Here is a 23373-nt window from a genome sequence, read left to right as displayed (position 1 = left end):
GTTGGCGCACATCTGCTTTTATTTTACGGGAATAAAAGCATAAGGAGGAGCAGTCAATGGCTCGTTATACTGGCCCAACATGGAAAATTTCCCGCCGCCTTGGCATCTCGTTAAGCGGCACGGGGAAAGAATTGCAAAAACGTCCGTATCCGCCTGGTCAACACGGCCCAGGCCAACGGAGAAAATTGTCGGAGTACGGCTTGCAGCTGCAGGAAAAACAAAAGCTGCGCCATATGTACGGCGTGAACGAGCGCCAGTTCCGCAAAACGTTTGAAGAAGCGGGCAAAATGCCGGGCAAACACGGCGAAAACTTCATGATTTTGCTTGAATCGCGCCTCGACAACCTCGTCTACCGTTTAGGGTTGGCCCGCACGCGCCGTCAAGCCCGCCAGCTTGTGACGCACGGCCACATTTTAGTCGACGGCAGCCGCGTCAACATCCCGTCGTACCGCGTCAAACCGGGACAAACGATCGCTGTCCGCGAAAAATCGCGCAACTTGCAAGTCATTAAAGAAGCGCTCGAAGCGAACAACTTCGTTCCGGATTACTTGACGTTCGACCCGGAAAAAATGGAAGGCACATACACTCGCCTGCCGGAGCGTTCCGAACTGCCGGCGGAAGTGAACGAAGCGCTCATCGTTGAGTTCTACTCGCGTTAATGCGCAAAAACGATCCGAAATGCATCGGCATTTCGGATCGTTTTGTTTAGGCATAGCGAATTAAATAATATTTCTTCTTGCCGCGGCGGATGACGGTAAACCGCCCTTCCAAACGGTGTTCGGCCGTTAAGAAGGCACTGACGTCTTGGATGCGTTCGCCGTTGACATAGATGGCGCCGTTTTGAACATCTTCGCGCGCCTGCCGCTTCGATGGCGAAATGCCGGCGGCGACAAGCAGCTCGACGAGCGGAACGTCGCCTCCTTCATGGACAAACGACGGCACATCTTTAAACCCTTGCTCGATTTCCGCGGCCGTCAACTCGGCAATGTCGCCGCTAAAGAGCGCCTCCGAAATGCGGATCGCCTGCCTAAGCGCCTCTTCGCCATGAACGAGCTTCGTCACTTCCTCAGCGAGCGCTTTTTGTGCCGCCCGCTTCTCCGGCGCCTCGCGCAGCTCATGTTCAAGCGCCTCGATTTCCTCTTTCGACAGGAACGTAAAATACTTCAAGTAACGGATGACGTCGCGGTCATCGGTGTTAATCCAAAACTGGTAAAACTCATACGGCGACGTTTTTTCTTTATCAAGCCAAATCGTGCCGCTTTCCGTTTTTCCGAATTTCGTGCCGTCCGCTTTCGTGATGAGCGGAATCGTCAAGCCGAACGCTTCCGCTTCTCCTTTCGTTCTACGAATGAGCTCGAGCCCGGCGGTAATGTTGCCCCATTGGTCGCTCCCGCCGATTTGCAGGCGGCATTGTTCCGTTTCGTACAAGTTGAGGAAGTCGTATGCCTGCAGCATCATGTAGCTGAACTCGGTGAACGAAATGCCGGTTTCAATGCGCGACTGCACCGATTCTTTGGCGAGCATGTAATTGACGCTGAAATGCTTGCCGACATCGCGCAAAAATGTAATGACATCAAGCGGACCGATCCAATCATAGTTATTAGCGATTTTTGCCGGATTGCCTTCCGCTTCAAAGTCTAACAGGCGGCCGAGCTGTTCTTTAATGCGGGCGCTCCATGCCTCGACGGTTTCTTTGGCATTGAGCGTGCGCTCGCTTTTCTTTCCGCTCGGGTCGCCAATCAGTCCGGTTGCGCCGCCGACTAGGGCGATCGGCCGATGTCCGGCCTGCTGAAAGCGGCGCAGCGTCAAAATGGCCGCTAAGTTGCCGATGTGCAAACTGTCCGCTGTCGGGTCAAATCCGCAATAGAGCGTCACGTTTCCTTCATTCAACAGCTTTCGGAGCCCGTCTTCATCCGTCGTTTGATTGACGAGCCCACGCCATTGCAGTTCTTCGAGCAAGTCCATGTTCTTCACCTCTTTATGAATGTCATCAAAAAAAAGAAAACACCCGCCCTGTATGAAGGGGCGAGTGTTCATCGCGGTACCACCCTACTTAGAAAGCCTGTCGCTTTCTCGCTCATTTCGGTAACGGCGCATGCCGGCAGACGGCTACTGAGCGTCAACGCCGTTCGCCATCGCTGCTCGGGGAGGTAATTCACGCCTGCCTATGGACTGGCTCGCACCGCCCGCCAGCTCTCTGCACCAGGGAGACAACCGCTACTTGTTCCCGTCATCGCTTTTTCGGTATGAATATATACATTCTTTTACCATATACACATACTTGCTGTCAACTCCGGCTCTTTTCGCCACAAACGGCGAAAAAGCGACAAAATCCCGCAACGATGCGCACGAGTATGTTATACTTATCTACTGTAGATGAGCAAATTCGCTAACACAAATTGACAACTAAACAAAAAAGGAGACATGACAAAAAACAGCTCCATGTCGCCTAAGGGGTACCCTGTTTGTCTCTTAGGGGATGGAAATTACTGTAATGAAAAATGCTCATCTACAGTTATCTATATGATTTGCCATGAGAGGGGGCCTGGCATGGAACAAAAACCGTTTCGAGCTTCGTTACAAAAAATGTGGCATTATTTTTCACTTACATATGACATCGTTTGGAATGTCACTCTTATTTTGCTCATCACCGCGCTCTGCCTCGTTTGTTTTGCCGCTGGCATCGGCGCCGGTTATTTCGCTTTTTTGGTGAAAGATATGGCGGTCCCTTCGCATGACAAAATGAAAAGCGAGATTTACAGTTATGAAGAAACGAGCCATATGTATTTTGCCGATGGCGTCTATTTAGGCCGATTCCGGTCCGACCTCGACCGTGAGGCGGTGCGCCTTGCCGACGTCTCCCCATACGTTGTGCAGGCGGTGATCGCCACCGAAGATGAGCACTTTTACGAACATGACGGCGTCGTCCCAAAGGCCGTCATTCGCGCCATGTTTCAGGAAGTGACGAACTCGCCGAACAAAAGCGGTGGCAGCACGCTTACGCAGCAGCTCGTCAAAAATCAGCTGCTGACCAGCGAAGTGTCGTTTGAACGCAAGGCGAAGGAAATGTTACTGGCGCTGCGCCTTGAACGATTTTTGTCGAAAGAAGAAATTTTAGAAGCCTACTTAAATGTTGTTCCGTTCGGCCGCAGCTCATCAGGCCGCAACATCGCCGGCATCCAGGCCGCCGCCCAAGGGGTGTTCGGCGTTGACGCCAAAGATCTCAATCTCGCCCAAGCAGCGTTTTTAGCCGGTTTGCCGCAAAACCCGTTCGTCTATACGCCGTTTGCCGCTGATGGCAGCCTCAAACAAGATCTCTCGGCCGGATTGAAACGGATGAAAACGGTGCTTTACCGGATGAAGCGCGCTGGCTATATTTCTGACAAGCAGTATAAAGAAGCGCTCGCCTACGATGTGACGAAACATTTCGCCGCTCCGAAGCCAACGCCGTTTGAGCGCTATCCGTTTTTAACGATGGAAATTGAAAGACGGGTCAAAGAGGTGCTCGCGGAAACGTTCGCCAAGCGCCACGGCCATAAGCCGGAAGAGCTGAAACGCGATGCCGGCTTGTATCGCCGCTATGCCGGTGAAGCGGGAAAAGCGCTGCGGCAAGGAGGCTTGCACATTTATACGACGATCGACAAAGCGATTTATGAGCAAATGCAGCGCGTGGCCACCCGCTACCCGTATTATGGCAGCGATCGTGTGTATTATACGAAAGACAAACAAACAGGGAAAACAGTCGCCCGCCGCCAACCGGTGGAAGTGGGAGCGATGCTCATCGAAAACAAAACCGGCAAAATCATCAGCTTTGTCGGCGGCCGCGACTACAAGCGCGAGCAGTTAAACCACGCCACCCAGGCGCACCGTTCAAACGGCTCAACGATGAAGCCGCTTTTAGTGTACGCGCCGGCGATGGAAATGGGCGTCGTTCAGCCCGGTTCGGTCATTCCCGACCTGCCGCTTTCGATCGGTTCGTACAGCCCGAAAAACGCTGATGGAAAAACACACGGCCTCGTCTCGGCGCGGCGCGCGCTTCAACAGTCGTACAACATCCCGGCCGTTCGGATCTATACGAAAATCCAAAGCCGCCATCCGATCGATTATTTGCTCAAAATGGGGGTTACAAGCGTCGCCAGGCAAGAAGAAAACAATCCGGCTTTAGCAATTGGCGGGACGCACATCGGCGTCACCGTCGAAGAAAACGTCAATGCGTATGCGACGTTTGCCAATTACGGTTCCTTTGTCGATGCGTATATGATCGAAAAAATTACCGATAAAGACGGAACGATCATTTATCAGCATACGAGCAAGCCGGTTCCCGTCTTTTCTCCGCAAACATCGTATTTAATGATCGATATGATGCGCGATGTGCTGCATGGCGGAACCGCCTCCTCAGTGCCGCGCTACTTGACGTTTTCGGCTGACTGGGCCGGCAAAACGGGGACATCGCAAGACAAACGCGATTCATGGTTTGTCGCCACAAACCCGAACGTGACGTTCGGCGTTTGGATCGGCTACGATCGTCCGGCGCCGCTGGAATCGCGCTATAAGGGGCTGTCCTACAGCCGGCGCACCCAGCTGTTATGGGCGCAATTCATGAATGCCGCCCATCGCGTAAAACCGAAGCTGATCGACCCGCCGGAGCGGTTTTTAATGCCCGGCGGCATCGTTCGCCGCGCGTATTGCGCCGTGAGCGGATTCAGCCCATCAGAGGCGTGCAAAAAAGCCGGACTCGTCCGCTATGATTTATATAATGCAAAGTTTACGCCGCGGCAAGGAAGCGATGACTATTTGGTCGAGGGCCGGTTTGTCGTCATTGGCGGGCGCCGGTATGCGGCGCTTGAGACGACGCCGGAGGAATTTGTCACCCGCGGGGTCATCGTCAATCCAAAGCTGCTCAATCAGTGGGGAATCGACGGGATAACATCAGCCGGCGATGACTTTGTTGTCGCCATCTTAAAAGAAAACGGGCGCGTCCCCGCTCCGCCGGCCGCCCGTCTGAACGGCCGCACTCTCGTCTGGGACCGACACCGGGAGCGCGATGTCATCGGCTACCGCGTCTATCAGGTGAGTGAAACCGGAGAGCGGCAAATCGCCGCCATTATTAAAGCGGAGGAAGCGGCTTCCTTTTCTGCTCTCAAGCCGGGAGCGGCCTATTGCGTCACCGCTGTCGATATTGCCGGCCGCGAATCGGCGCCATCGAGCAAAGTCGCACTGCCGGCCGCCCAGCCCGCCCCGCCGGCCGATCCGCCTGCTCGGGAGGACAACGCGGAAAACGGCGCCGCTTCCCCATCCGCTCGTCAATAAACGATCATAAGGGGCTGACCCAAAAGTCCGCCAAAAAGCGGACTTTTGGAGTCAGCCCTCTCTGGTTTTTGTATATTTTACCAAACGGAACAAAATTCCGACTCTGTTCTCCCCCTCATTTACGCCACCAAGGACAAGGGGCTGACCCAAAAGTCCGCCAAAAAGCGGACTTTTGGAGTCAGCCCTCTCTGGTTTTTGTATATTTTACCAAACGGAACAAAATTCCGACTCTGTTCTCCCCCTCATTTACGCCACCAAGGACAATTGCTTGTCCCTAGCGGCTTTTTTGAGAAGATTGTGGGCAGCACAAACCAGCCCCCATTCGATGGAAACTTTTTGGAGGCCTCGCAGGACAAAGCGACGAAACCCGCGATTTTGTTTGATTTGCCCAAATACACTCTCAATGTCGGTTTGGCGTTGGCGGTATCGGGCTTGCCCTTCTTCACTCTCCAACCGTTCGCGGGCTTTCTGTTTTTGTTCATGATAGACGGGGTTCCATTGCGTGGTTCGTCCATACTTGGAAGTCGTGCAGGCCGAACGGAACGGACATCCTTCGCATTCATGGCATTGGTAGTGTCGGGTGACCGAGGTGTATCCTGATTCCGTGGTCTGTTTCGAAGTTCCGGTGCGAACCAGCTTTTTCCCATTGGCGCAAATCCAAACGTCTTCTTCTTCCACATAGGTCCAATTCTGCTGATGATGCGGATTTTTCTTGACCTTGCGCGTGTTCTCCTTCTCATACGTATGGTACTTGATCAAGGCCGATATGTGCTTCTCTTCCAGCTTCACGTAGTTCTCTTCCGAGCCATAAGCCGCGTCAGCGATCAAACGTTCGGGTTCCACGCCGTACTTCTCTCGAACGGTCTCCAAATGCGGGAGAAGACAACGAGTGTCGCCCGGCCTCTGATGAAGGGAATACCCCAAAATAAATTGGCCGGAAGAACCCACCTGTACGTTATAGGCCGGCTTGAGCTGGCCGTTTCGCATGTGATCCTCCTTCAACCGCATGAAGGTGGCATCCACATCGGTCTTGGAATAGCTGTTGCGATCCCCGCATACATGGAGTTGGTGTTCATACTTTTCACTGCGGGGCAAGTAGTCCTCCTTCATCTTCTTGATGGCCTTCTTCAACGGTTGGTTGTCCGGCTCGGCCTCCAACCGTTTTTCCCACTCCTCGGTTTTCTTTCGGATTTCTTCTGACGTAAAGGCCGGCGAAGGGTCGATGTCTTCCGCCTTTTCTTCTTCCACGATCGCCTCGATCTGGGCAATCAGCCGATCGACATTGGCTTGGAGTTTCTCCTGGTACTTCTCAGCCGATTTGCGCCAAACGAAGGTGTACCGGTTGGCATTCGCTTCAATTTTCGTTCCATCCACAAAATAATCTTCCATCTTGACATAGCCGTCGGCCACGAGCAGCGTGATCATTTCCCGGAACAGGTCGTCAATCAGGTCTTTCATCCGCTCCGAACGAAACCGATTGATGGAGCGGAAGTCCGGCTTTTGAAATCCACTTAGCCACATGAGGGGAAGGTGGACTTCGAGCTGCCGTGCAATCTCACGGCCATGATACATTTTTTGGGTGTAAGCGTAAAGGAGAATTTTGGTCATCATTTTCGGATGATAGGCGGAGGCGCCCCCTCCTTTGTAGTAAGCAAGAAACGTCTCCATCGGGATGCGTTCAACCATCTCATGAACCACGTGGGCCATGTTATCCCGTGGAATGAGATCGGCGATGTTGCTTGGCAAAGAGAGGTTGTCCATGGTATACTCTTTAAAGGAAATATGATCATGTTTCATAAAAGAATCGCCCTTCTTTCGGTGGTAGTGGTTTTGGTGACTCTATTCTACCAGAAAAAAGGGCGATTCTTCTATATTTGAGGCAAAAAAGTGGGGGCTGATCCCAAAACGCATTCGCGTTTTGGGTCAGCCCCATTATTTGAATATAATAAGTGCCCTATTCAAGAAACTGGGCCTGCCCCAATTGATTGACCATCTCGTTCCCGTTGATCCACAGTGCCAGACTCGAGTCAGCGATGCCGTTCAGGCCATCATCTACAATCTGTTTGACGGCCGGCAAGCCCTCGTTCACGTGGAACGATGGGCTCAGGAGGTCGATTGTGAGAAACTCATCCGTCCCGGTCTCCATCCTTCCTGGTTGAACGACGATGCCTTGGCTCGTCATCTCGACCGCTTGTATGAGGCCGACATTCACAAGGTGATCAGCACTTGCTTGATTCACATTTATCGCAAAGAAGGCCTTTCCCTCCGAGCCTTTCACGCCGATACGACGGACAAGACGGTTTACGGCGCGTATGAATCGGCCTCATTAGAGGCTTTGCAGATCACACATGGCTATAACCGCCATCATCGTTGGCAAAAACAGATCGGCTTCGGACTGGTCGGCAACGAGGACGGCATCCCGTTTTACGGCGATGTGCACGACGGCAACCTGCCTGACAAAACGTGGAATCCGGAGGTGCTGTCCCGTGTCCACGAACAGCTCAAACAAGCCAAGATGGAAGACGAATGGATTTACGTGGCCGATTCCGCCGCGATGACAAAAGACACTCTGGCGCAAACCAAAGCGGCCAACGCCTTTTTGATCACCCGAGGCCCTTCGTCGCTTCGGATCGTGAAACGGGCATTAGCGGAGGCCGATTCGGCCCACATCCCGTGGAGCGACCCCTTTACCCTGGCGGAGAGAAACGGCGCCACGTACCGGGTATGGGAAACATCCTCCACCTATGAAGGCCACCCCGTTCGGCTGATCGTCGTCGAATCGAGTGCGCTCGACCAGCGAAAAGGAAAGACGCTCGAAAAAGAACGAACCAAAGAAGCGGAGCTTCTTCGCGAGGAACAAGCCCATTGGGAGCGCCACCCTTTCTCGTGCCGGGAAGACGCTGAACAAGCCTTGGCGTCCCTCAAGACGTCCCTTCGCCCACGGTTTCATCAGGTCAAGGCCGCGGTCAAAGAGATCGTACGCCCGAAAAAACGGCGCGGACGGCCGAAAAAAGGGGCGGAACCCGAGATGGAGACGCGGTATCTCTTGCGCCTTGACGTCGAATTCGACCAAAACGCGTGGGAACAGGCAAGACGGAAAGCGTCCCGGTTTGTCCTCGTCACGACCGTTCCGGAGGAATGGAAGGGCCAACAAATGGATGCCCAAGAGATCTTGAAGCTATATAAAGGGCAGATCTCGGTGGAAATGAACTTCGCTTTTTTGAAAGACCCTTTTTTCACGGATGAGATCTATGTCAAAAAGCCAGAACGAGTTGCGGTATTGGGCTATTTGTTTCTCTTGGCCTTGGCCATTTACCGCGTCTTTCAGCGCCGGGTGCGCCAGTTCATCACACCCGAACACCCATTAAAGGGCGCCGGAGGCCGCAAGCTGACCCGACCGACGGGGCAGGCGATTTTCCAGCTGTTTCAATATGTGAACGTCGTCCTCCTGGAGCTGCCGGATGGACGCATCCAACGCTCACTGGATCGCTCCCTCACCCCTGAACAACGAAGGATTCTGCAGGGGTTGGGGCTGGATGAGAGCATTTACGTGTAACGTCATACGGAACGACCAGCGATGGTAAAAAAAGGATAGCCATCGCTCGTCGTGTTGGTCAAAAAGTTATTCTGAAAAACTAAATAAAAAATCCTTTGTTTTGACCTTGTTAGGGTGCGAAATGTGAGTCGCCCTTCTTTCGGTGGTAGTGGTTTTGGTGACTCTATTCTACCAGAAAAAAGGGCGATTCTTCTATATTTGAGGCAAAAAAGTGGGGGCTGATCCCAAAACGCATTCGCGTTTTGGGTCAGCCCCTTGTTTCATGAACGGACGCCTGCTTGTTCGGGCATGGCTGCCGGGCAGCCTCTTTCGCCGCCCGCCTCCTTCCGCTCTCCTCTTGTGATCCACGTTTTTCCGCCGAAACGACCGCGCAGCGCCACCCTCGCCTGTTTCCGCCGGCACTCTTTATGGCGGCCAGTTTGCCGAATGGACTCCCGCTGCGGGCCGAGCATCATCAGCCGCCATCAGAAAAAGCGCCCGAAACGCCAAAGCATTCGGACGCTGCTGTTCGTTTTAGTCTTCCATGGTCGATAAGTCGCCGGTCGGCAAGTTGAGCTCCCATGCCTTTAAGACGCGGCGCATAATTTTTCCGCTTCGCGTTTTCGGCAGCTTGTCGCGGAACTCGATCTCGCGCGGCGCAGCATGGGCGGCGAGCCCTTTTTTCACAAACTGACGGATGTCCTCCTTCAACTCTTCGGACGGCTCATAGCCTTCGCGAAGCGCGATGAACGCCTTGATGATTTCCCCGCGCACCGGATCGGGCTTGCCGATGACGCCGGCTTCCGCAACGGCCGGATGCTCGACAAGCTTGCTTTCGACTTCAAACGGCCCGACGCGCTCGCCCGATGTATTGATGACATCGTCTACGCGCCCTTGGAACCAGAAATAGCCGTCTTCATCCATGTAGGCCGAGTCGCCCGACACATACCAATCGCCGATAAAGTATGATTCGTATTTTTGCGGGTTGTTCCAAATCGTTTTCATCATCGACGGCCATCCTTTTTTGATGGCCAAGTTGCCCATTCGGTACGGCGGCAGGACGTTTCCTTGGTCGTCGATGATCGCCGCCTCAACACCCGGAATCGGTTTCCCCATCGATCCCGGCTTAATTTCCATGCACGGGTAGTTGCAAATGAGATGGGCGCCCGTTTCCGTCATCCACCACGTATCATGGATGCGGCGGCCGAACACTTTCAGCCCCCAGCGGATGACTTCCGGGTTGAGCGGCTCGCCGACGCTCAAAATGTGGCGGAGCGAGCTTAAATCGTATTTTTTCACCACTTCATCGCCGGCGCCCATCAGCATGCGGAACGCCGTCGGCGCGCTGTACCAGACGGTGACGCCGAAGTCTTCGATCGTTTGATACCAAGCGTCCGGGCTGAAGCGGCCGCCGACGATGACGCTTGACGCCCCGCACAGCCACGGGCCGAAAATGCCGTACGACGTTCCGGTCACCCAGCCCGGATCGGCCGTGCACCAGTAAATGTCGTCTTCTTTTAAGTCAAGCACCCATTTGGCGGTTTGATAGTGCTGAATCATCGCGTTATGGACGTGCAGGACGCCTTTCGGCTTTCCGGTCGAACCGGACGTATAGTGCAAAATCAAGCCGTCCTGGCGGTCGACCCATTCGATGTCGAAGTGCTTGCTCGCCTCGTTCATCCGCTTTTTCAAATCGATGTACGGCCCTTCTTCGACAACGCCGTCGCCGACCAAAAAGACGTACTTCAGCTCCGGCAAGTCGCCCACCGGCACGCGCGGCAAAAGCTCCGGCGTCGTGACGATCGCCTTCGCCCCGCTGTCTTCCAGACGGTCGCGCACCGCCCCCTCCATAAACGCTTCAAACAGCGGCCCGACGATGGCGCCGGTTTTAATGATGCCGAGCACCGTAAAATACAGCTCCGGCGAGCGCGGCATAAACACAAATACGCGGTCGCCTTTTTCAATGTCGGCCACCTGTTTTAAGACGTTGGCGACCTTGTTGGACATCTCTTTCATCTCTTTGAACGTGTATTTCTCATTCCGCACAGCGTCGCGGTAGTAAAGCGCCACCTTATTTTTGCGGAACGACTCGGCATGGCGGTCGATCGCCTCATACGCCATGTTGACCCGTCCGGTTTCATGCCAAGAAAATGCCCTCTCCGTTTCCGTCCATTGAAACTGTTCGTATGCTTCCTCGTAGTTTTTCAAGTTGTAGTCCCCTTGTACGACTGGTAGCAGCTCCGTTTTCATTCTCCGATCCCCCTTATGTAAGTGGTTACATTTCTATTATAGTGGATGATAAGCAATTTCTCAATTTTTAAAATATTCCTTGTCCCCGTTTCTTTGAAATTTTTTTGAATTGCGCCGGCCAAGGCCATTTTTATGTATAATGGAAATGGATTGACTGATTGATGAATTCAGGTGGTGACCGAATGGAACATAAAAAAACGTATAACGCCAAGGAGCTGAAAACGCCGAACGGAACGCTTCTCATCGAAGGGCCGGTGACGCCGGAAGCGTTGGCCAGCTACGAATTTCACCGTGACTTAACTTCATTTCGCCAACCCTCTAAACAGCACGAAGCGTTAATCGAGATCGCCAAGCTGCCGGAAGGCCGGATCATTATCGCCCGCCGCGGCGAAACGATCGTCGGTTATGTCACATTTTTATATCCCGACCCGCTTGAACGTTGGTCTGAAGGGAAGATGGACAATTTAATCGAGCTCGGCGCCATCGAAGTGATCCCGGAGTTTCGCGGCTTTGGCGTTGGAAAAAATTTGTTGATTGTCTCCATGATGGACGATGCGATGGAAGATTATATCATCATTACCACTGAGTATTATTGGCATTGGGATTTGAAAGGGACCGGGCTGAACGTATGGGAATACCGGAAAGTGATGGAGAAAATGATGAACGCCGGCGGACTCGTCTGGTACGCGACCGATGACCCGGAAATTTGTTCCCATCCGGCGAACTGCCTCATGGTCCGTATCGGCAAACGGGTCGATCCGGAATCGATTCAACGGTTTGACCGGCTTCGCTTTATGAACCGCTATATGTACTAAACGTGTGATGCACAAAGGGGAGAGGAGAACGATGATTGTTGAACAAGTCATGAACACATCGGTGGTCACGCTCCGCGCCACGAACACGATCGCCGAAGCGCTGCAGCTGCTTCGCCATCACCGCATCCGCCATCTTCCGGTCACCGACGGGGAAGGGCGTTTAGTCGGCCTTGTGACGGACCGCGATTTACGCGACGCCAGTCCATCGATTTTCCATCTTCATGAACATCTTGACGACTTGCAAAAACCGGTCAGCGCGATTATGAAAACAGACATCATCGTCGGCCACCCGCTCGATTTCGTCGAAGAAGTCGCCGCGCTCTTTTACGAACACCGGATCGGCTGCTTGCCGATCGTCAACGGCGGAAAGCTCGTTGGCATCATCACGGAAACGGATTTATTGCACACGCTCATTCAGCTGACCGGTGCCCACCAGCCCGGGTCGCAAATCGAAATTAAAGTGCCGAACGAAGCGGGAATGTTAGGCAAAGCGGCGAGCATTATCGCCGAGCACCACGTCAATATCGCCAGCGTCCTTTTGTATCCAGCCAGCGATCCAAACTATAAAATTTTAGTGTTTCGCGTCCAAACGATGAACCCGATCAACTTGATCCATGATTTGAAAAAGGCCGGCTATACAGTGCTCTGGCCGAACTTGCCGGGGGTTACGTCATGAGCGAAAAGTGCGTATTTGTTTACAGCGAGCAATTTCTTCGTTATAAGTTCCATGACGACCACCCGTTCAACCAGCTGCGGGTGAAGCTGACGTACGACTTGCTGCGGACGCTCGGCGCTTTGGATGATCGGCATATCATCGCCCCGCGCATCGCGACGGACGATGAACTCGCGCTCATTCATGACCGTTCGTACATCGAGGCGGTCAAGGCCGCCGGGCGCGGCGAGCTTTCCGAAACAGCCGCGATGAACTACGGCCTCGGCACCGAAGATACGCCGATCTTCCCGAACATGCACGAGGCGAGCGCGCTCCTTGTCGGCAGCACGCTGACGGCTGTCGATTGCGTTCTGTCCGGACAGGCCGATCATGCCCTCAACCTTGGCGGCGGCTTGCATCACGGGTTCCGCGGCAAGGCATCCGGCTTTTGCGTCTACAATGACAGCGCGGTCGCCATTCAATACATCCGCGAAAAATACGGACTGCGCGTCTTATATGTCGACACGGACGCCCACCACGGCGACGGGGTGCAATGGGCGTTTTATGACGATCCGAACGTCTGCACGTTTTCGATTCATGAGACGGGCCGCTACTTGTTTCCGGGGACGGGAAACGTCAACGAACGCGGCCACGGAGCGGGGTACGGCTATTCGTTCAACATTCCGGTTGATGCGTTTACGGAGGATGAGTCATGGCTTTACGCCTACACGACGGCGCTTCGGGAAATCGCCGACTTTTTCCGCCCCGATGTCATTGTGACGCAAAATGGAGTGGACGCCCATTATTACGACCCGCTTACCCATTTGTCGGTGACGATGAAAACGTATCGCGCCATTCCGAAGCTCGCCCACCAAATCGCCCATGAATATTGCGGTGGCCGCTGGATCGCCGTCGGCGGCGGGGGGTATGACATTTGGCGCGTCGTCCCGCGGGCGTGGGCGCTTCTTTGGCTTGAAATGACGGAACAATCCGATATTTCCGGCCCGCTGCCGGCCGCTTGGCGCGAGCGATGGCAACCGCTTTCACCGGTCTCCTTGCCGCTTGAATGGGGCGATCCGGACGACTTGTACCCGCCGATCCCGCGCAAGGCGGAAATTAGCGAAAAAAATGCCCAGACGACGGAAAAGGCGTTGTATTTCATTCGCAGCCAGCGGCGCGCGGGCACCTGATCCCGCCCATCCAAATGCACGATCATTCGCATCTTTGATCGCCAAAGCAGGGAGCGGCCACCCCTCTTCGCGCCGCCTCCCGCTTTGCTTGAAGGAATGGGAAAACGCCGGCTTTCCCATCGCCTCATAAAGCGAAAAAAGCGCCCATCCGGACGCTTTTTCCCGTTGCTTATTTTGTCGACTCGCGCACTTCCAACCGGTGCGGCAAGACGACGATATGATTGTCGACTTGTTCTTTATTCATATACTTCGTCAGCAGCCGCATCGCCACCGCGCCGATGTCATACATCGGTTGCACGACGGTCGTCAGCCGCGGCCGCACCATCGTCGCCAGCCTCGTGTTGTCAAAGCCGACGACTTCAAGTTCGTCCGGCACGCGCACCCCGTGGTCTTGGGCGCTATGGATGATGCCGAGCGCCATTTCGTCCGTCCCGGCAAAGACCGCCGTCGGCCGCTCGGGGAGCTCAGCGATTTTTTCATATGCTTCCAAGCCGGAGTCATACGAGTTGTCGCCTTCCACAACGAGTTCTTCCTCGTACGGCGTCCCGTGCTCCTCGAGCGCGCGCCGATAGCCGGCCAGTTTCCGTTGGTTGATCGGGTCGTCGGTCGGACCGGTGACATATGCCACGCGCCGGTTTCCTTTTTCGAGCAAATATGTCACCGCTTCAAACGCGGCCTGCTCGTAGTCAATGTTCACCGAGGGGATCGTGTCGTTCGGCTCCACCGTCGCCGCAAGCACGATCGGCACGGACGATTTTTGAAACTCGGCGACGTGCTCCCCGGTGATCGTCCCGCCCATAAACAAAATGCCGTCCACTTGCTTGGCAAGCATCGTATTGAGCAAATGCAGCTCTTTTTCTTTGTTTTGGTCGGAGTTGCTTAAAATAATGTTGTATTTATACATCGTCGCAATATCTTCAATGCCGCGCGCCAGCTCGGCAAAGAAGATGCTCGAAATATCCGGGATGATCACCCCGACCGTCGTCGTTTTTTTGCTGGCAAGACCGCGCGCGACCGCATTTGGGCGGTACCCGAGCCGCTCAATCGCTTCCAATACTTTTTTCCTTGTCGACGGCTTGACGTTCGGGTTGCCGTTTACGACACGCGAGACCGTCGCCATCGAGACGTTCGCCTCTCGCGCCACATCATAAATCGTTACGGTCATTCCGTTCACTCCTTCTTCCTCAATCCGGTAACCGGCAAGAGTTCCGATATATATGTACAACTATCATACGATACATTATCGCCAAATCGCAACGAAATGGCAATGATTTTGCTGTTTTGTTCACAAACCGTTCATGGATAGTTTGCCCAAAAAACGTTTGCACAATTCAGTAAAAAATCCCCTTCGGCCAAGACCGAAGGGGAGATGGCTTTACGCCTGAACGAACTGGCGTTGGAACGCGCGCACTTCTTCCATAAATTCGTTGAATTGAGCAATATCCATTTGTTGGGCGGAGTCGGACAAAGCGACGGCCGGATCCGGGTGCACTTCGGCCATGACGCCGTCAGCGCCGATCGCCAACGCCGCTTTGGCGCACGGAATGAGAAGATCGCGCCGCCCGGTCGAGTGGGTGACATCAACGAACACCGGCAAGTGCGTTTCTTTCTTCAAGATCGGCACCGCCGAAATGTCGAGCGTATTGCGCGTCGCCCGCTCGTACGTGCGGATGCCGCGCTCGCACAAAATGATTTGCCCGTTGCCTTGCGACATAATGTATTCAGCAGCGTTGATGAACTCCTCAATCGTCGCCGCTAAGCCGCGCTTCAGCAAAACCGGCTTATTGACTTGGCCGGCCGCTTTCAGCAGCTCAAAGTTTTGCATGTTGCGCGCCCCGATTTGGATGACATCGATATAATCCAAGGCGGTCTCAATATCCGCCGGAGTGACGATTTCGCTAATGACCGCCAAATCAAATTCATCGGCGATCCGTTTCAAAATTTTCAGCCCCTCGACGCCGAGCCCTTGGAAGTCGTACGGCGATGTGCGCGGTTTGTAGGCGCCGCCGCGCAGCAGCTTAATGCCTTGCTTTTTCACCGCTTCAGCGACCGCAGCCACCTGCTCGTAGCTTTCAACAGCGCACGGCCCCATGACAAAATATTGGTTGCCGTCGCCGATCCGTTCGCCTTTCACTTCGACGATCGTGTTTTCCGGATGTTTTTTCCGTGAGACGAGCAGCGCTTTCCGGTGGTCATCTTCTTGCAGTTCGAGCGCCGCTTTAAAAATTTCCTTGAAAATGTGCTGCAGCGTCGACGTTTCGAACGGTCCGTCGTTATGCTCGGAAATGAGATCGAGCATTTTCCGCTCACGCACCGGGTCGTAGCGATGCGTCCCTTGCGCTTCTTTAATTTTCCCGATCTCTTGGACGAGACGCCCCCGTTCATTGATCAGCTTCAACAGCTGCAAGTTGATTTCGTCGACTCTCGCCCGCAGCTCATCTAATCTCTCGTTGCTCATGCTTCCCCCATCCTTTCGCCAAATATCGTGCGATGTTTCGCTCTTCTGGCCTCGCCTACCGGACGTCGGCAAGCCCCGCGCGCAAGGCGCTTCCCCGTCCAGAAACACAACGGTTAAGTTTTGTAATTAGTCTTTATTATAATGGATGAAGACCCGGTTGTCACGAAAAAAATGCTTTTTTGATTAAACGCTTTTAAGCAATAAAGTGAAACGGTCGGCAAAAACCGCCCGCTGGGCAGGCGGTTATGCGATGGCAGTATGCGTGTTCAACGCCTCGTACGTAATCTTCCAATGCGACGCATGCCAGACGACTTGGCCGTTTTCAAACAGCAGCACTTGCGGCGACTCGTGCTTCACGCCCGTCCGCTCCGCGATGTAGTTGGAAAGCGGGCGCGCCTCCTGAACGTATAAGCAATAGACAGCCAGCTCCGGATGATCGGCGGCAAACTTCTCGCACTCACGGAACGCCGCTTGGCTGATCGGGCATGTCAAGCTATGTTTAACGAACAAAAAGCGGCGCGTTTCTTGCATGATGCGGTCAAACTGTTCGGTCGTCTCCAGTTTCTCCATTCCCACCGTCTTCACTCCACTTCTCTTCGATATGGCATGTTTTGCTCGGCATTATCTAGCGCGGCTTCCGCTTCCTCAAGCAGCTTTTGGAGCGTTTCGCGATCCGCCTTGTCCGCGGATGGCGGAATCGGAATCGTCGTTTCGCCAACACCTTCCCCGCCGGCCGGCGCTTCAGCCGTTTTCAGCGGGATGAAGGTGGCGATTTCCTTCGTTTTCTCTTTAGCCGTCTCGAACCACTCCGCAGCGGTCGTTTTCACCGGCTCCCATGTTTCGTGATTGTTCCACTCGTTCAGCCACTTCCGCCCTTTTTCGCTCGTCAAAAACATCGCAGCGGCCGCGCCGGCGATGCCGCCGACAAGCGCTCCAAGCAAAAATCCACCGTTATTTTTCGCCATTTGGCACACCCTCCTTTTTCCGTAGTTGTTCTCTTTCTCTCCATTTTTCCCATATATCAAGCAAAACATTTGCCCAGCGCAGCGCTTTCGCCCACTTTTCTTGCCCTTGGCCCGCTCTCGCCGACAGCGCCGCTGCTGTCTGCCGGAGCGCGCGGTTCAGCGACCGGACAGTGCCGCCGATTTCATTTACCGCCTCAACCGCATGGTTTAACTTTTCCGCCTTGTTTTGCACATCGCCGGCAATGCTGTTGGCCGTATGAAGAAGCTGGGTCACTTCCTTCGCAACCGTTTGCACTTGTTCATCGGCATGGCTCACCGCCGCGGCCAGCCGGCGCAGCGTCTCCTGCAAAACAATGAGCGTTCTCGCTATGTAAACCGAAAGAAGCAAAAAAGCGGCAGCGACGAGCGCGGCGCTCGCATACAAAAGCCATTCCACCTCATTCCCCCCTTGCCTGTCGGACCGTTTCGTCCTCTTTGTACCCGTTCTGTCCCGTTTTCAAACTTCGACATCCCGCCCTTTGTTTCCTGCCTCACGCTCGATCTTTCCCCATCAACCGGCGGGGGCAGAAGATTCCGGTCATCCCCCTCGGGCAAAACCGAATTCATCCCTTCCCCTTCCCTTGTCCACGAGTGAGGAGCTTCGTGGCGGAAAAGATCAAAAAACGGGCCGTCCGGCCCGTTTCCGTCGGCCGTCAGGCGGAAAGAACGGCCCGTTCGTATGCTTGTTGAAACTTTTGAATGTCGCCGGCGCCCATAAACACAAGCACCGCATTGCGATGCTGCTTCAACACGGACACGTTTTGCTCCTCAAGCAGCTGCGAGCGCGGGATTTGCGCCTGCAAGTCACGAATGGACAGCTTGCCATGATGTTCGCGCGCCGAGCCGAAAATGTCGCACAAATAAACGTAGTCTGCCTGCTGCAAGCTTTCGGCAAACTCGCGCAAAAACGTCTGCGTCCGCGTATACGTGTGCGGCTGGAAGATGGCGACGACTTCGCGCCCCGGATATTTTTGTCTAGCCGCTTCTAATGTCGCCATAATTTCGCGCGGATGATGCGCATAATCGTCAATTAACACTTGCCGTCCGACCGTTTTTTCGCTGAAGCGGCGCTTCACCCCTTGGAACGTTTGCAGCCGCGCAGCGATCGCGCCGGCGTCAATCCCTTCGTAATGGCAAAGGGCGATGACCGCGAGCGCATTCAGCACGTTATGAGTGCCAAAGCGCGGAATGGTAAACGAGGCAAAAAACGTGCTGCGCACAAATACGTCAAACGCCGTCCCTTCTGTCGTTTTCACGATGTTGCGCGCTTGAAAATCGTTTTCTTCGCCAAACCCGTAAAACAAAATCGGCACTTTTGCTTGAATCTTTTGCAAATACGGATCATCCCCGCAAGCGACAATCGCTTTGTTCACCTGTTCGGCCATCTGCTGGAAAGCAGAAAAGACGTCATCAATATTGGCGAAATAGTCCGGGTGGTCGAAGTCAATGTTTGTCACTATTGCATAATCTGGAAAATATGAAAGGAAATGTCTTCGATATTCACATGCCTCAAATACGAAGTATTTGCTCCCCGGCTCCCCTTTTCCCGTTCCATCTCCGATTAAATACGACGTTGGATGCGCCCCTTGCATCACATGGGCAAGCAGTCCCGTCGTCGTCGTCTTCCCGTGTGAGCCGGTCACCGCTATGCTCGTAAACTTGCCTGCCAACTCCCCTAAAAAGCGATGGTACCGAATGACAGGAACACCGAGCTGACGGGCCGCTTCGATTTCCTCGTGCGTGTCTGGAAAAGCATTGCCGGCAATGACGGTATAACCCGGGCGAATATTGTCTTTTGAAAAAGGCAACACCGGGATTCCCCGCTCTTCAAGCGCCTTTTGCGTAAAAAACCATTTTTCTACGTCGGACCCTTGCACCGTATAGCCGAGATCGTGAAGCACTTGTGCGAGCGCGCTCATCCCCGTGCCTTTAATGCCAACAAAGTGGTAAACTGTCATCGCTAAGCCCTCCAACCATCGTCTCTCTGTAAGACAGTATATGATATTCATCTAGTTTTGCCATTTATTTCATTTTGCTGTACCGGCTGTCTCATTTCCTCATTATAGCACGCCAGGCGGCAAAACACTACCGTTCGGAAGGGGAAAAACCGTCCGCCTGCAGCGCGCCCCGCTCGCGCCAACGCGCCCACTCTTCCTCGCTCATTAACACGTCGCGTGGTTTGCTGCCGCGCGCTTCGGAAATCAGCCCTTGCGCTTCCATCATCTCGATGAGGCGGGCGGCGCGGTTGTAGCCGATGCGGAAATGGCGCTGCAAACTCGATGTCGATGCCCCGCCTTGCGCGATGACAAACCGGCACGCTTCGTCGAATAATTCGTCATCCTCTTCACTAAACATCGCTGTCTGACGGAACTCGTCCGGGCTGAACAAGTAGGAAGGCTCTTGCTGCGCTTTCACGTACGCCGTCACCCGTTCAATTTCCTCATCGGAGATGAAGCATCCTTGCAGCCGCACCGGCTTGGCCGATCCGTTTTCCAAAAAGAGCATATCGCCGCGGCCAAGCAGCCGCTCGGCCCCATTCACATCTAAAATCGTGCGCGAATCGATTTGGGAAGAGACGGAAAAGGCGATGCGCGTCGGGATGTTCGCCTTGATCAAACCGGTGATGACATCGACTGATGGACGCTGCGTGGCGATCAATAAGTGAATGCCGCACGCCCGCGCCTTTTGCGCCAACCGGCAAATCGATTCTTCGACATCGGCCGGAGCGGCCATCATCAAATCGGCCAGCTCATCAATGACAATGACGATGTACGGAAGGATCGGTTCGCTGCCCCCTTGGGCGCGGAGCGAAGCGTTATACTTCTCGATATCGCGCACCCCGGCATGAACAAACAGCTCGTACCGCCGCTCCATTTCGCCGACCGCCCATTTGAGCGCTCCGGCGGCCGCTTTTGCCTCTGTAATGACCGGGCTGAGCAAATGCGGCAACCCGTTGTACGGGGCCAGTTCGACCATTTTCGGGTCGATGAGCAGCCATTTGACCTCGTCCGGGGCAGCTTTATACAGCAGGCTGACAAGCATGGCGTTCATGCATACGCTTTTTCCCGACCCGGTCGCCCCGGCGATGAGTCCGTGCGGCATTTTTTGGATGTCCGTCACGACCGGCGCCCCGCTAATCTCGAGCCCGAGCGCGACCGTAAGCGGAGAACGGCGCTCGCGAAACGCGCGGCTCTCCAAAATCTCCCGCAGCCGCACCGGCCGGCTTGACGGGTTCGGCACTTCGATGCCGATCGTCCGTTTTCCCGGAATGGGCGCTTCCACCCGAATATCTCTTGCCGCCAAGCTCAGTTTGATGTCGTCCGTTAAGCTGGTAATTTTGCTCACTTTTACCCCTAGATCGGGCTGCACTTCAAACTGCGTCACTGTCGGTCCTTGTGTTGCATGAACCACTTTCGCGCCGATATGGAAGCTCTCAAACGTCCGGTCCAAACGGGCGCATTGTTCACGAATCCATTGCTCATCGCAGGCCGCCGCCTCCCCCGGCGGCGTAAGGAGCGACAGCGGCGGCAGCGAATAGCCGACCGGGCGGCGGGCCGCTTTTTCTTCGAGCTTGCGCCGGTCTTGCTTCAGCATCATCACGTTGTACGGAATGCGCGCTCGTTCCGGGCCGTGGCGGTCGATGGGCCGCTTGGCTTCGTCAGGCGGCAACGGGGGGCGAGGCAGCCCCTTCTCGCCTTCTTGGGAAGCAGCCCTTGCATTTCCGGTATCGCTCTCCGCCGGCGGCTTCGGCGTTTCCTTTTGTTCACCACCGCCGTGATCCGGCTGGCTTACTCTATTTTCCTCCGTTCGCGCGGCTGACCGTATATCTCCGCCTTCACGGAAGCTGCCCTCCGACTCCGCCGCGGTTGCCACTTCGCCAGGCGGCACATGTGCTTGTTCGTCTTTCATTTCCGCGGCCGCCGATTCAACCGCTGGCATCGCCGCGGACCCCGCATCAGAGGCGCCCTCTTCCTCCCGGATAAGCCCATCTTCATTGATCCGTTGTTCTGCGTCCGATGTTGCGATATGTACGGCCGCGTCAGCTTTGGCGTTCTTCTCTTTTTCCGTCGGCCGGCCGGCCGCCGCTCCCTCCTCGCCGCTTCGTCCAACGCTTTTCAACGTCTCCTGCGGCGCGGCGGCTTCGTCTATATGAGAAGGGCGAGACAAAAGAGCTTGATCGCTTGACAAATTTTCAGCTTGCTCATTAGCGGCCGGCATCCCGGGACGGCGGCTCGCCTTGTCTGCGATCCTCACAGCGGCGATCGTTCCATGTTCCGTCAGCCGTTGCCGCCATTCACTACGATTCTTATCATATCCAAACACAGGAGACGGCACGTCGGACGGGCGGAACGGCTTTTTTTCCGCCGATTCCCTCACCGGATCGGCGAGTGGGCGGTGCGGGGCCTTCACCTTGCTTTCTTCGCCGGCCATTCGCCTCGGCGTCTCCCCGGCCCGTGGGGAATGATCGTCCGGAATGAGCGGAAAGCGGAAGCGGCCTTGCGGATACTGGTACACGACTTTCGCCTCAGCGCGTTCCGTGCTGTGATCCATTCGTTTTCCGGCGGCCGGTTGTTCGTGTTCCTCCTCATCCGTAAAAAAACGGAGCCATCGTTTCCAAAATTTCATGGGTCGTTCCACTCTTTCTATTCATTCGGTGTCGGAAAAAACGCCACTGGAGTCCGCGCCAGTGACGTTCAAGCCAGGTGTCTCCCTGCTCTTTCTGATTCCCCCGTTAAAACGTGAACGGTTGCCCCACCTCATACTCATCGGAGAGCACAAGAATCCCTTTTTCTTGCGGAGCGTTCGGCAGCCCGAGCTCACGCGCCGAGCAAATCATGCCCGATGACCGGACGCCGCGCAGCTCGCTTTCTTGAATGACGAGACCGCTTGGCATGACCGCGCCGATTTTCGCGACGACGACTTTTTGCCCTTCGGCGACATTCGGCGCCCCGCAGACGATTTGCAGCACCTCATCGCCGACATCGACTTGGCAGACGCTCAACTGATCAGCGTTCGGATGCTTCGCTTTTTCCTTCACATACCCGACGACGAATTTCGGCGACAAGTCCGCTTCCATCCGTTCGTCACAGCCGTTTTTCGCCAAAATATCATTGATGATGCCGACGAGTTCCTCGTTCACTTCCAGCGGACCGTTTCCTGAAAACGGATAGTAGGAAGAAGCGGAAAAAATGTTATAGCCGACCGTCTCGCCGGTGCGCTCAGAAACGATGCGGACGACGTCTCCTTGTTTTGTAAACGCCCGCTCCTCGTCAGCCGTCGGCTTTAGCGATACGAGCAGCACATCACCGATCCCTTCACGGTTGTAGAACACGTTCATCGCTTGACTCCTCCTTATTTACGTTCTCCGTTTTTTTCCTAAAATGAAAATCGGTTCGAGTTTGCCGTTTTCGTATAAAAAGGACAGCGCCGTGATCGGCACGCGACCGCCGGCAAAAAAGCTCATCGTCATTTGCGCGAGCACATCGTAGCCGATCTCATTGCGCAAATCGGCAAGAATGAGCACGTCTTGATGCGGAACGGCCAACGCCATCGTTCCTTCGATGCGCGTGTGCATTTCGGCCAAAAACGCATCGTTTAGGATTCGGCTCGCATCATAGCCGTCGTTCGTGTTGACAAAATAAAACACGTTGCCGGCGACGCGGTCTTCTTTCACCGGCGCCGGCAGCGAGCGAACGTTGAAACGGGCGATCTCTTTCACCCGGTCGCGGCTCCATCGCTCGCTCTCGATCATTCGTTCGTCAATCAAGCGGTACGTTTTCCCTCGATCAAGCGCGTAGTAAACACGCGTTTCCGCCGTATGATCATCATAAAGGAGCGGAACGCCTTCTTTCGTTTCGGTCGGAAACGACGTCGAGCGAATGACGGGATAAATGTTCCGTTCGTTTCCGGAAAGCGTTGCCGCTTCCTCCATCGTTTTCAGCGTTTCTTCCACGTAATAAATGATTTCGCGCACCGCTTCGTCTTTTTGTTCGTGCCACTTGGCGATCACGCCGGGAAGCGAGATCGTCACCCCTTTTTTCGTGCGGCGGTCTTCGATGCGCATCGTGTCTTGTTGGGCATCAAAGTGGAACGTCCAGTGCGGATAAGTTGCGAGACGTTCCTTGATCATTTCATACATTTGCCGGCTGTTCATCCGTC

19 protein-coding genes and 1 other annotated feature are annotated in these 23373 nt (G+C 54.7%); of the genes, 6 read left to right on the top strand and 13 right to left on the bottom strand.

Features of this window, described 5'->3' with window-relative positions:
* Positions 1-56: 56 nt before the first annotated feature.
* Positions 57-659, top strand: coding sequence for a 30S ribosomal protein S4 (gene rpsD / locus B9L21_RS02030; protein ID WP_063164989.1), 603 nt, complete (start codon positions 57-59; stop codon positions 657-659).
* A 46-nt stretch (positions 660-705) separates the two neighbouring features.
* Here the strand turns inward: rpsD and tyrS are convergent, their stop codons facing one another.
* Positions 706-1965, bottom strand: coding sequence for a tyrosine--tRNA ligase (gene tyrS / locus B9L21_RS02025; RefSeq protein ID WP_063164988.1), 1260 nt, complete (start codon positions 1963-1965; stop codon positions 706-708).
* Positions 1966-2018: 53 nt separating this feature from the next.
* Positions 2019-2243: a binding site (T-box leader), on the bottom strand.
* A 307-nt stretch (positions 2244-2550) separates the two neighbouring features.
* Between tyrS and B9L21_RS02015 the strand changes: the two genes are divergently transcribed.
* Positions 2551-5310: a transglycosylase domain-containing protein gene (locus tag B9L21_RS02015; protein WP_063164987.1), complete on the top strand. Its 2760-nt coding sequence runs from the start codon at positions 2551-2553 to the stop codon at positions 5308-5310.
* A gap of 246 nt (positions 5311-5556) precedes the next feature.
* Here B9L21_RS02015 and B9L21_RS02010 read toward each other — a convergent pair whose 3' ends face one another.
* On the bottom strand, positions 5557-7107 hold the full coding sequence (locus B9L21_RS02010) for an IS1182 family transposase (RefSeq protein WP_171698435.1): 1551 nt from the start codon (positions 7105-7107) through the stop codon (positions 5557-5559).
* Positions 7108-7207: 100 nt separating this feature from the next.
* Here B9L21_RS02010 and B9L21_RS02005 point away from each other — a divergent pair, with 100 nt between their 5' ends.
* On the top strand, positions 7208-8866 hold the full coding sequence (locus B9L21_RS02005; RefSeq protein WP_089134978.1) for an IS1634 family transposase: 1659 nt from the start codon (positions 7208-7210) through the stop codon (positions 8864-8866).
* Positions 8867-9126: 260 nt separating this feature from the next.
* Here the strand turns inward: B9L21_RS02005 and B9L21_RS02000 are convergent, their stop codons facing one another.
* Complete coding sequence (locus B9L21_RS02000) at positions 9127-9321, bottom strand: hypothetical protein (RefSeq protein ID WP_143424835.1); 195 nt, start codon at positions 9319-9321, stop codon at positions 9127-9129.
* Between the two features lie 58 nt (positions 9322-9379).
* Entirely contained in the window at positions 9380-11095 is a 1716-nt protein-coding gene (gene acsA, locus B9L21_RS01995) for an acetate--CoA ligase (RefSeq protein ID WP_063164985.1), read from the bottom strand.
* A 182-nt stretch (positions 11096-11277) separates the two neighbouring features.
* Between acsA and B9L21_RS01990 the strand changes: the two genes are divergently transcribed.
* Genes B9L21_RS01990 through B9L21_RS01980 form a run of 3 tightly spaced genes read left to right on the top strand, consistent with a single transcriptional unit; the run spans position 11278 to position 13752 of the window.
* Entirely contained in the window at positions 11278-11910 is a 633-nt protein-coding gene (locus B9L21_RS01990) for a GNAT family N-acetyltransferase (RefSeq protein ID WP_063164984.1), read from the top strand.
* 31 nt (positions 11911-11941) lie between these two features.
* Complete coding sequence (locus B9L21_RS01985) at positions 11942-12586, top strand: acetoin utilization AcuB family protein (RefSeq protein ID WP_063164983.1); 645 nt, start codon at positions 11942-11944, stop codon at positions 12584-12586.
* Positions 12583-13752, top strand: coding sequence for an acetoin utilization protein AcuC (locus B9L21_RS01980; protein WP_063164982.1), 1170 nt, complete (start codon positions 12583-12585; stop codon positions 13750-13752). Before B9L21_RS01985 ends, B9L21_RS01980 begins: the two co-directional genes overlap by 4 nt.
* A gap of 169 nt (positions 13753-13921) precedes the next feature.
* Here the strand turns inward: B9L21_RS01980 and ccpA are convergent, their stop codons facing one another.
* The 9 genes from ccpA to B9L21_RS01935 all read right to left on the bottom strand — a co-directional run bounded on the left by ccpA (position 13922) and on the right by B9L21_RS01935 (position 23368).
* The gene (gene ccpA / locus B9L21_RS01975) at positions 13922-14917 is read right to left on the bottom strand and encodes a catabolite control protein A (protein ID WP_063857294.1); all 996 of its coding nucleotides are present in this window, start codon (positions 14915-14917) and stop codon (positions 13922-13924) included.
* Between the two features lie 210 nt (positions 14918-15127).
* Positions 15128-16210, bottom strand: coding sequence for a bifunctional 3-deoxy-7-phosphoheptulonate synthase/chorismate mutase (locus tag B9L21_RS01970; protein ID WP_063164980.1), 1083 nt, complete (start codon positions 16208-16210; stop codon positions 15128-15130).
* Positions 16211-16453: 243 nt separating this feature from the next.
* On the bottom strand, positions 16454-16786 hold the full coding sequence (gene ytxJ / locus B9L21_RS01965) for a bacillithiol system redox-active protein YtxJ (protein ID WP_063167281.1): 333 nt from the start codon (positions 16784-16786) through the stop codon (positions 16454-16456).
* 5 nt (positions 16787-16791) lie between these two features.
* Positions 16792-17175 (bottom strand): hypothetical protein, encoded by a 384-nt coding sequence (locus B9L21_RS01960; RefSeq protein ID WP_063164979.1) that lies wholly within the window; start codon positions 17173-17175, stop codon positions 16792-16794.
* Positions 17162-17611, bottom strand: coding sequence for a DUF948 domain-containing protein (locus tag B9L21_RS01955; protein WP_063164978.1), 450 nt, complete (start codon positions 17609-17611; stop codon positions 17162-17164). Before B9L21_RS01955 ends, B9L21_RS01960 begins: the two co-directional genes overlap by 14 nt.
* Before the next feature lie 256 nt (positions 17612-17867).
* The gene (gene murC, locus B9L21_RS01950) at positions 17868-19172 is read right to left on the bottom strand and encodes a UDP-N-acetylmuramate--L-alanine ligase (protein WP_063164977.1); all 1305 of its coding nucleotides are present in this window, start codon (positions 19170-19172) and stop codon (positions 17868-17870) included.
* Positions 19173-19299: 127 nt separating this feature from the next.
* Positions 19300-21840, bottom strand: a complete 2541-nt coding sequence (locus tag B9L21_RS01945; RefSeq protein ID WP_063164976.1) for a DNA translocase FtsK — start codon at positions 21838-21840, stop codon at positions 19300-19302.
* 106 nt (positions 21841-21946) lie between these two features.
* Complete coding sequence (gene ytpR, locus B9L21_RS01940; protein ID WP_063164975.1) at positions 21947-22552, bottom strand: YtpR family tRNA-binding protein; 606 nt, start codon at positions 22550-22552, stop codon at positions 21947-21949.
* 18 nt (positions 22553-22570) lie between these two features.
* Positions 22571-23368 carry a DUF1444 domain-containing protein gene (locus B9L21_RS01935; protein ID WP_063164974.1) on the bottom strand — a complete coding sequence of 266 codons (798 nt, stop codon included), beginning with the start codon at positions 23366-23368 and terminating at the stop codon, positions 22571-22573.
* Positions 23369-23373: the final 5 nt, after the last annotated feature.

It is taken from the genome of Geobacillus uzenensis, assembly GCF_002217665.1.
In the GTDB taxonomy this organism is placed as follows: domain Bacteria; phylum Bacillota; class Bacilli; order Bacillales; family Anoxybacillaceae; genus Geobacillus; species Geobacillus subterraneus.
Note: the sequence above shows the minus strand (reverse complement) of the source record. Positions and strands in the feature narration are given on the sequence as shown.

Coding starts and splice junctions, on each gene's coding strand:
- rpsD (WP_063164989.1), top strand. CDS start 57: ATGGCTCGTTATACTGGCCCAACATGGAAAATTTCCCGCCGCCTTGGC.
- tyrS (WP_063164988.1), bottom strand. CDS start 1,965: ATGGACTTGCTCGAAGAACTGCAATGGCGTGGGCTCGTCAATCAAACG.
- B9L21_RS02015 (WP_063164987.1), top strand. CDS start 2,551: ATGGAACAAAAACCGTTTCGAGCTTCGTTACAAAAAATGTGGCATTAT.
- B9L21_RS02010 (WP_171698435.1), bottom strand. CDS start 7,107: ATGAAACATGATCATATTTCCTTTAAAGAGTATACCATGGACAACCTC.
- B9L21_RS02000 (WP_143424835.1), bottom strand. CDS start 9,321: ATGATGCTCGGCCCGCAGCGGGAGTCCATTCGGCAAACTGGCCGCCAT.
- acsA (WP_063164985.1), bottom strand. CDS start 11,095: ATGAAAACGGAGCTGCTACCAGTCGTACAAGGGGACTACAACTTGAAA.
- B9L21_RS01990 (WP_063164984.1), top strand. CDS start 11,278: ATGGAACATAAAAAAACGTATAACGCCAAGGAGCTGAAAACGCCGAAC.
- B9L21_RS01985 (WP_063164983.1), top strand. CDS start 11,942: ATGATTGTTGAACAAGTCATGAACACATCGGTGGTCACGCTCCGCGCC.
- B9L21_RS01980 (WP_063164982.1), top strand. CDS start 12,583: ATGAGCGAAAAGTGCGTATTTGTTTACAGCGAGCAATTTCTTCGTTAT.
- ccpA (WP_063857294.1), bottom strand. CDS start 14,917: ATGACCGTAACGATTTATGATGTGGCGCGAGAGGCGAACGTCTCGATG.
- B9L21_RS01970 (WP_063164980.1), bottom strand. CDS start 16,210: ATGAGCAACGAGAGATTAGATGAGCTGCGGGCGAGAGTCGACGAAATC.
- B9L21_RS01960 (WP_063164979.1), bottom strand. CDS start 17,175: ATGGCGAAAAATAACGGTGGATTTTTGCTTGGAGCGCTTGTCGGCGGC.
- murC (WP_063164977.1), bottom strand. CDS start 19,172: ATGACAGTTTACCACTTTGTTGGCATTAAAGGCACGGGGATGAGCGCG.
- B9L21_RS01945 (WP_063164976.1), bottom strand. CDS start 21,840: ATGAAATTTTGGAAACGATGGCTCCGTTTTTTTACGGATGAGGAGGAA.
- ytpR (WP_063164975.1), bottom strand. CDS start 22,552: ATGAACGTGTTCTACAACCGTGAAGGGATCGGTGATGTGCTGCTCGTA.
- B9L21_RS01935 (WP_063164974.1), bottom strand. CDS start 23,368: ATGAACAGCCGGCAAATGTATGAAATGATCAAGGAACGTCTCGCAACT.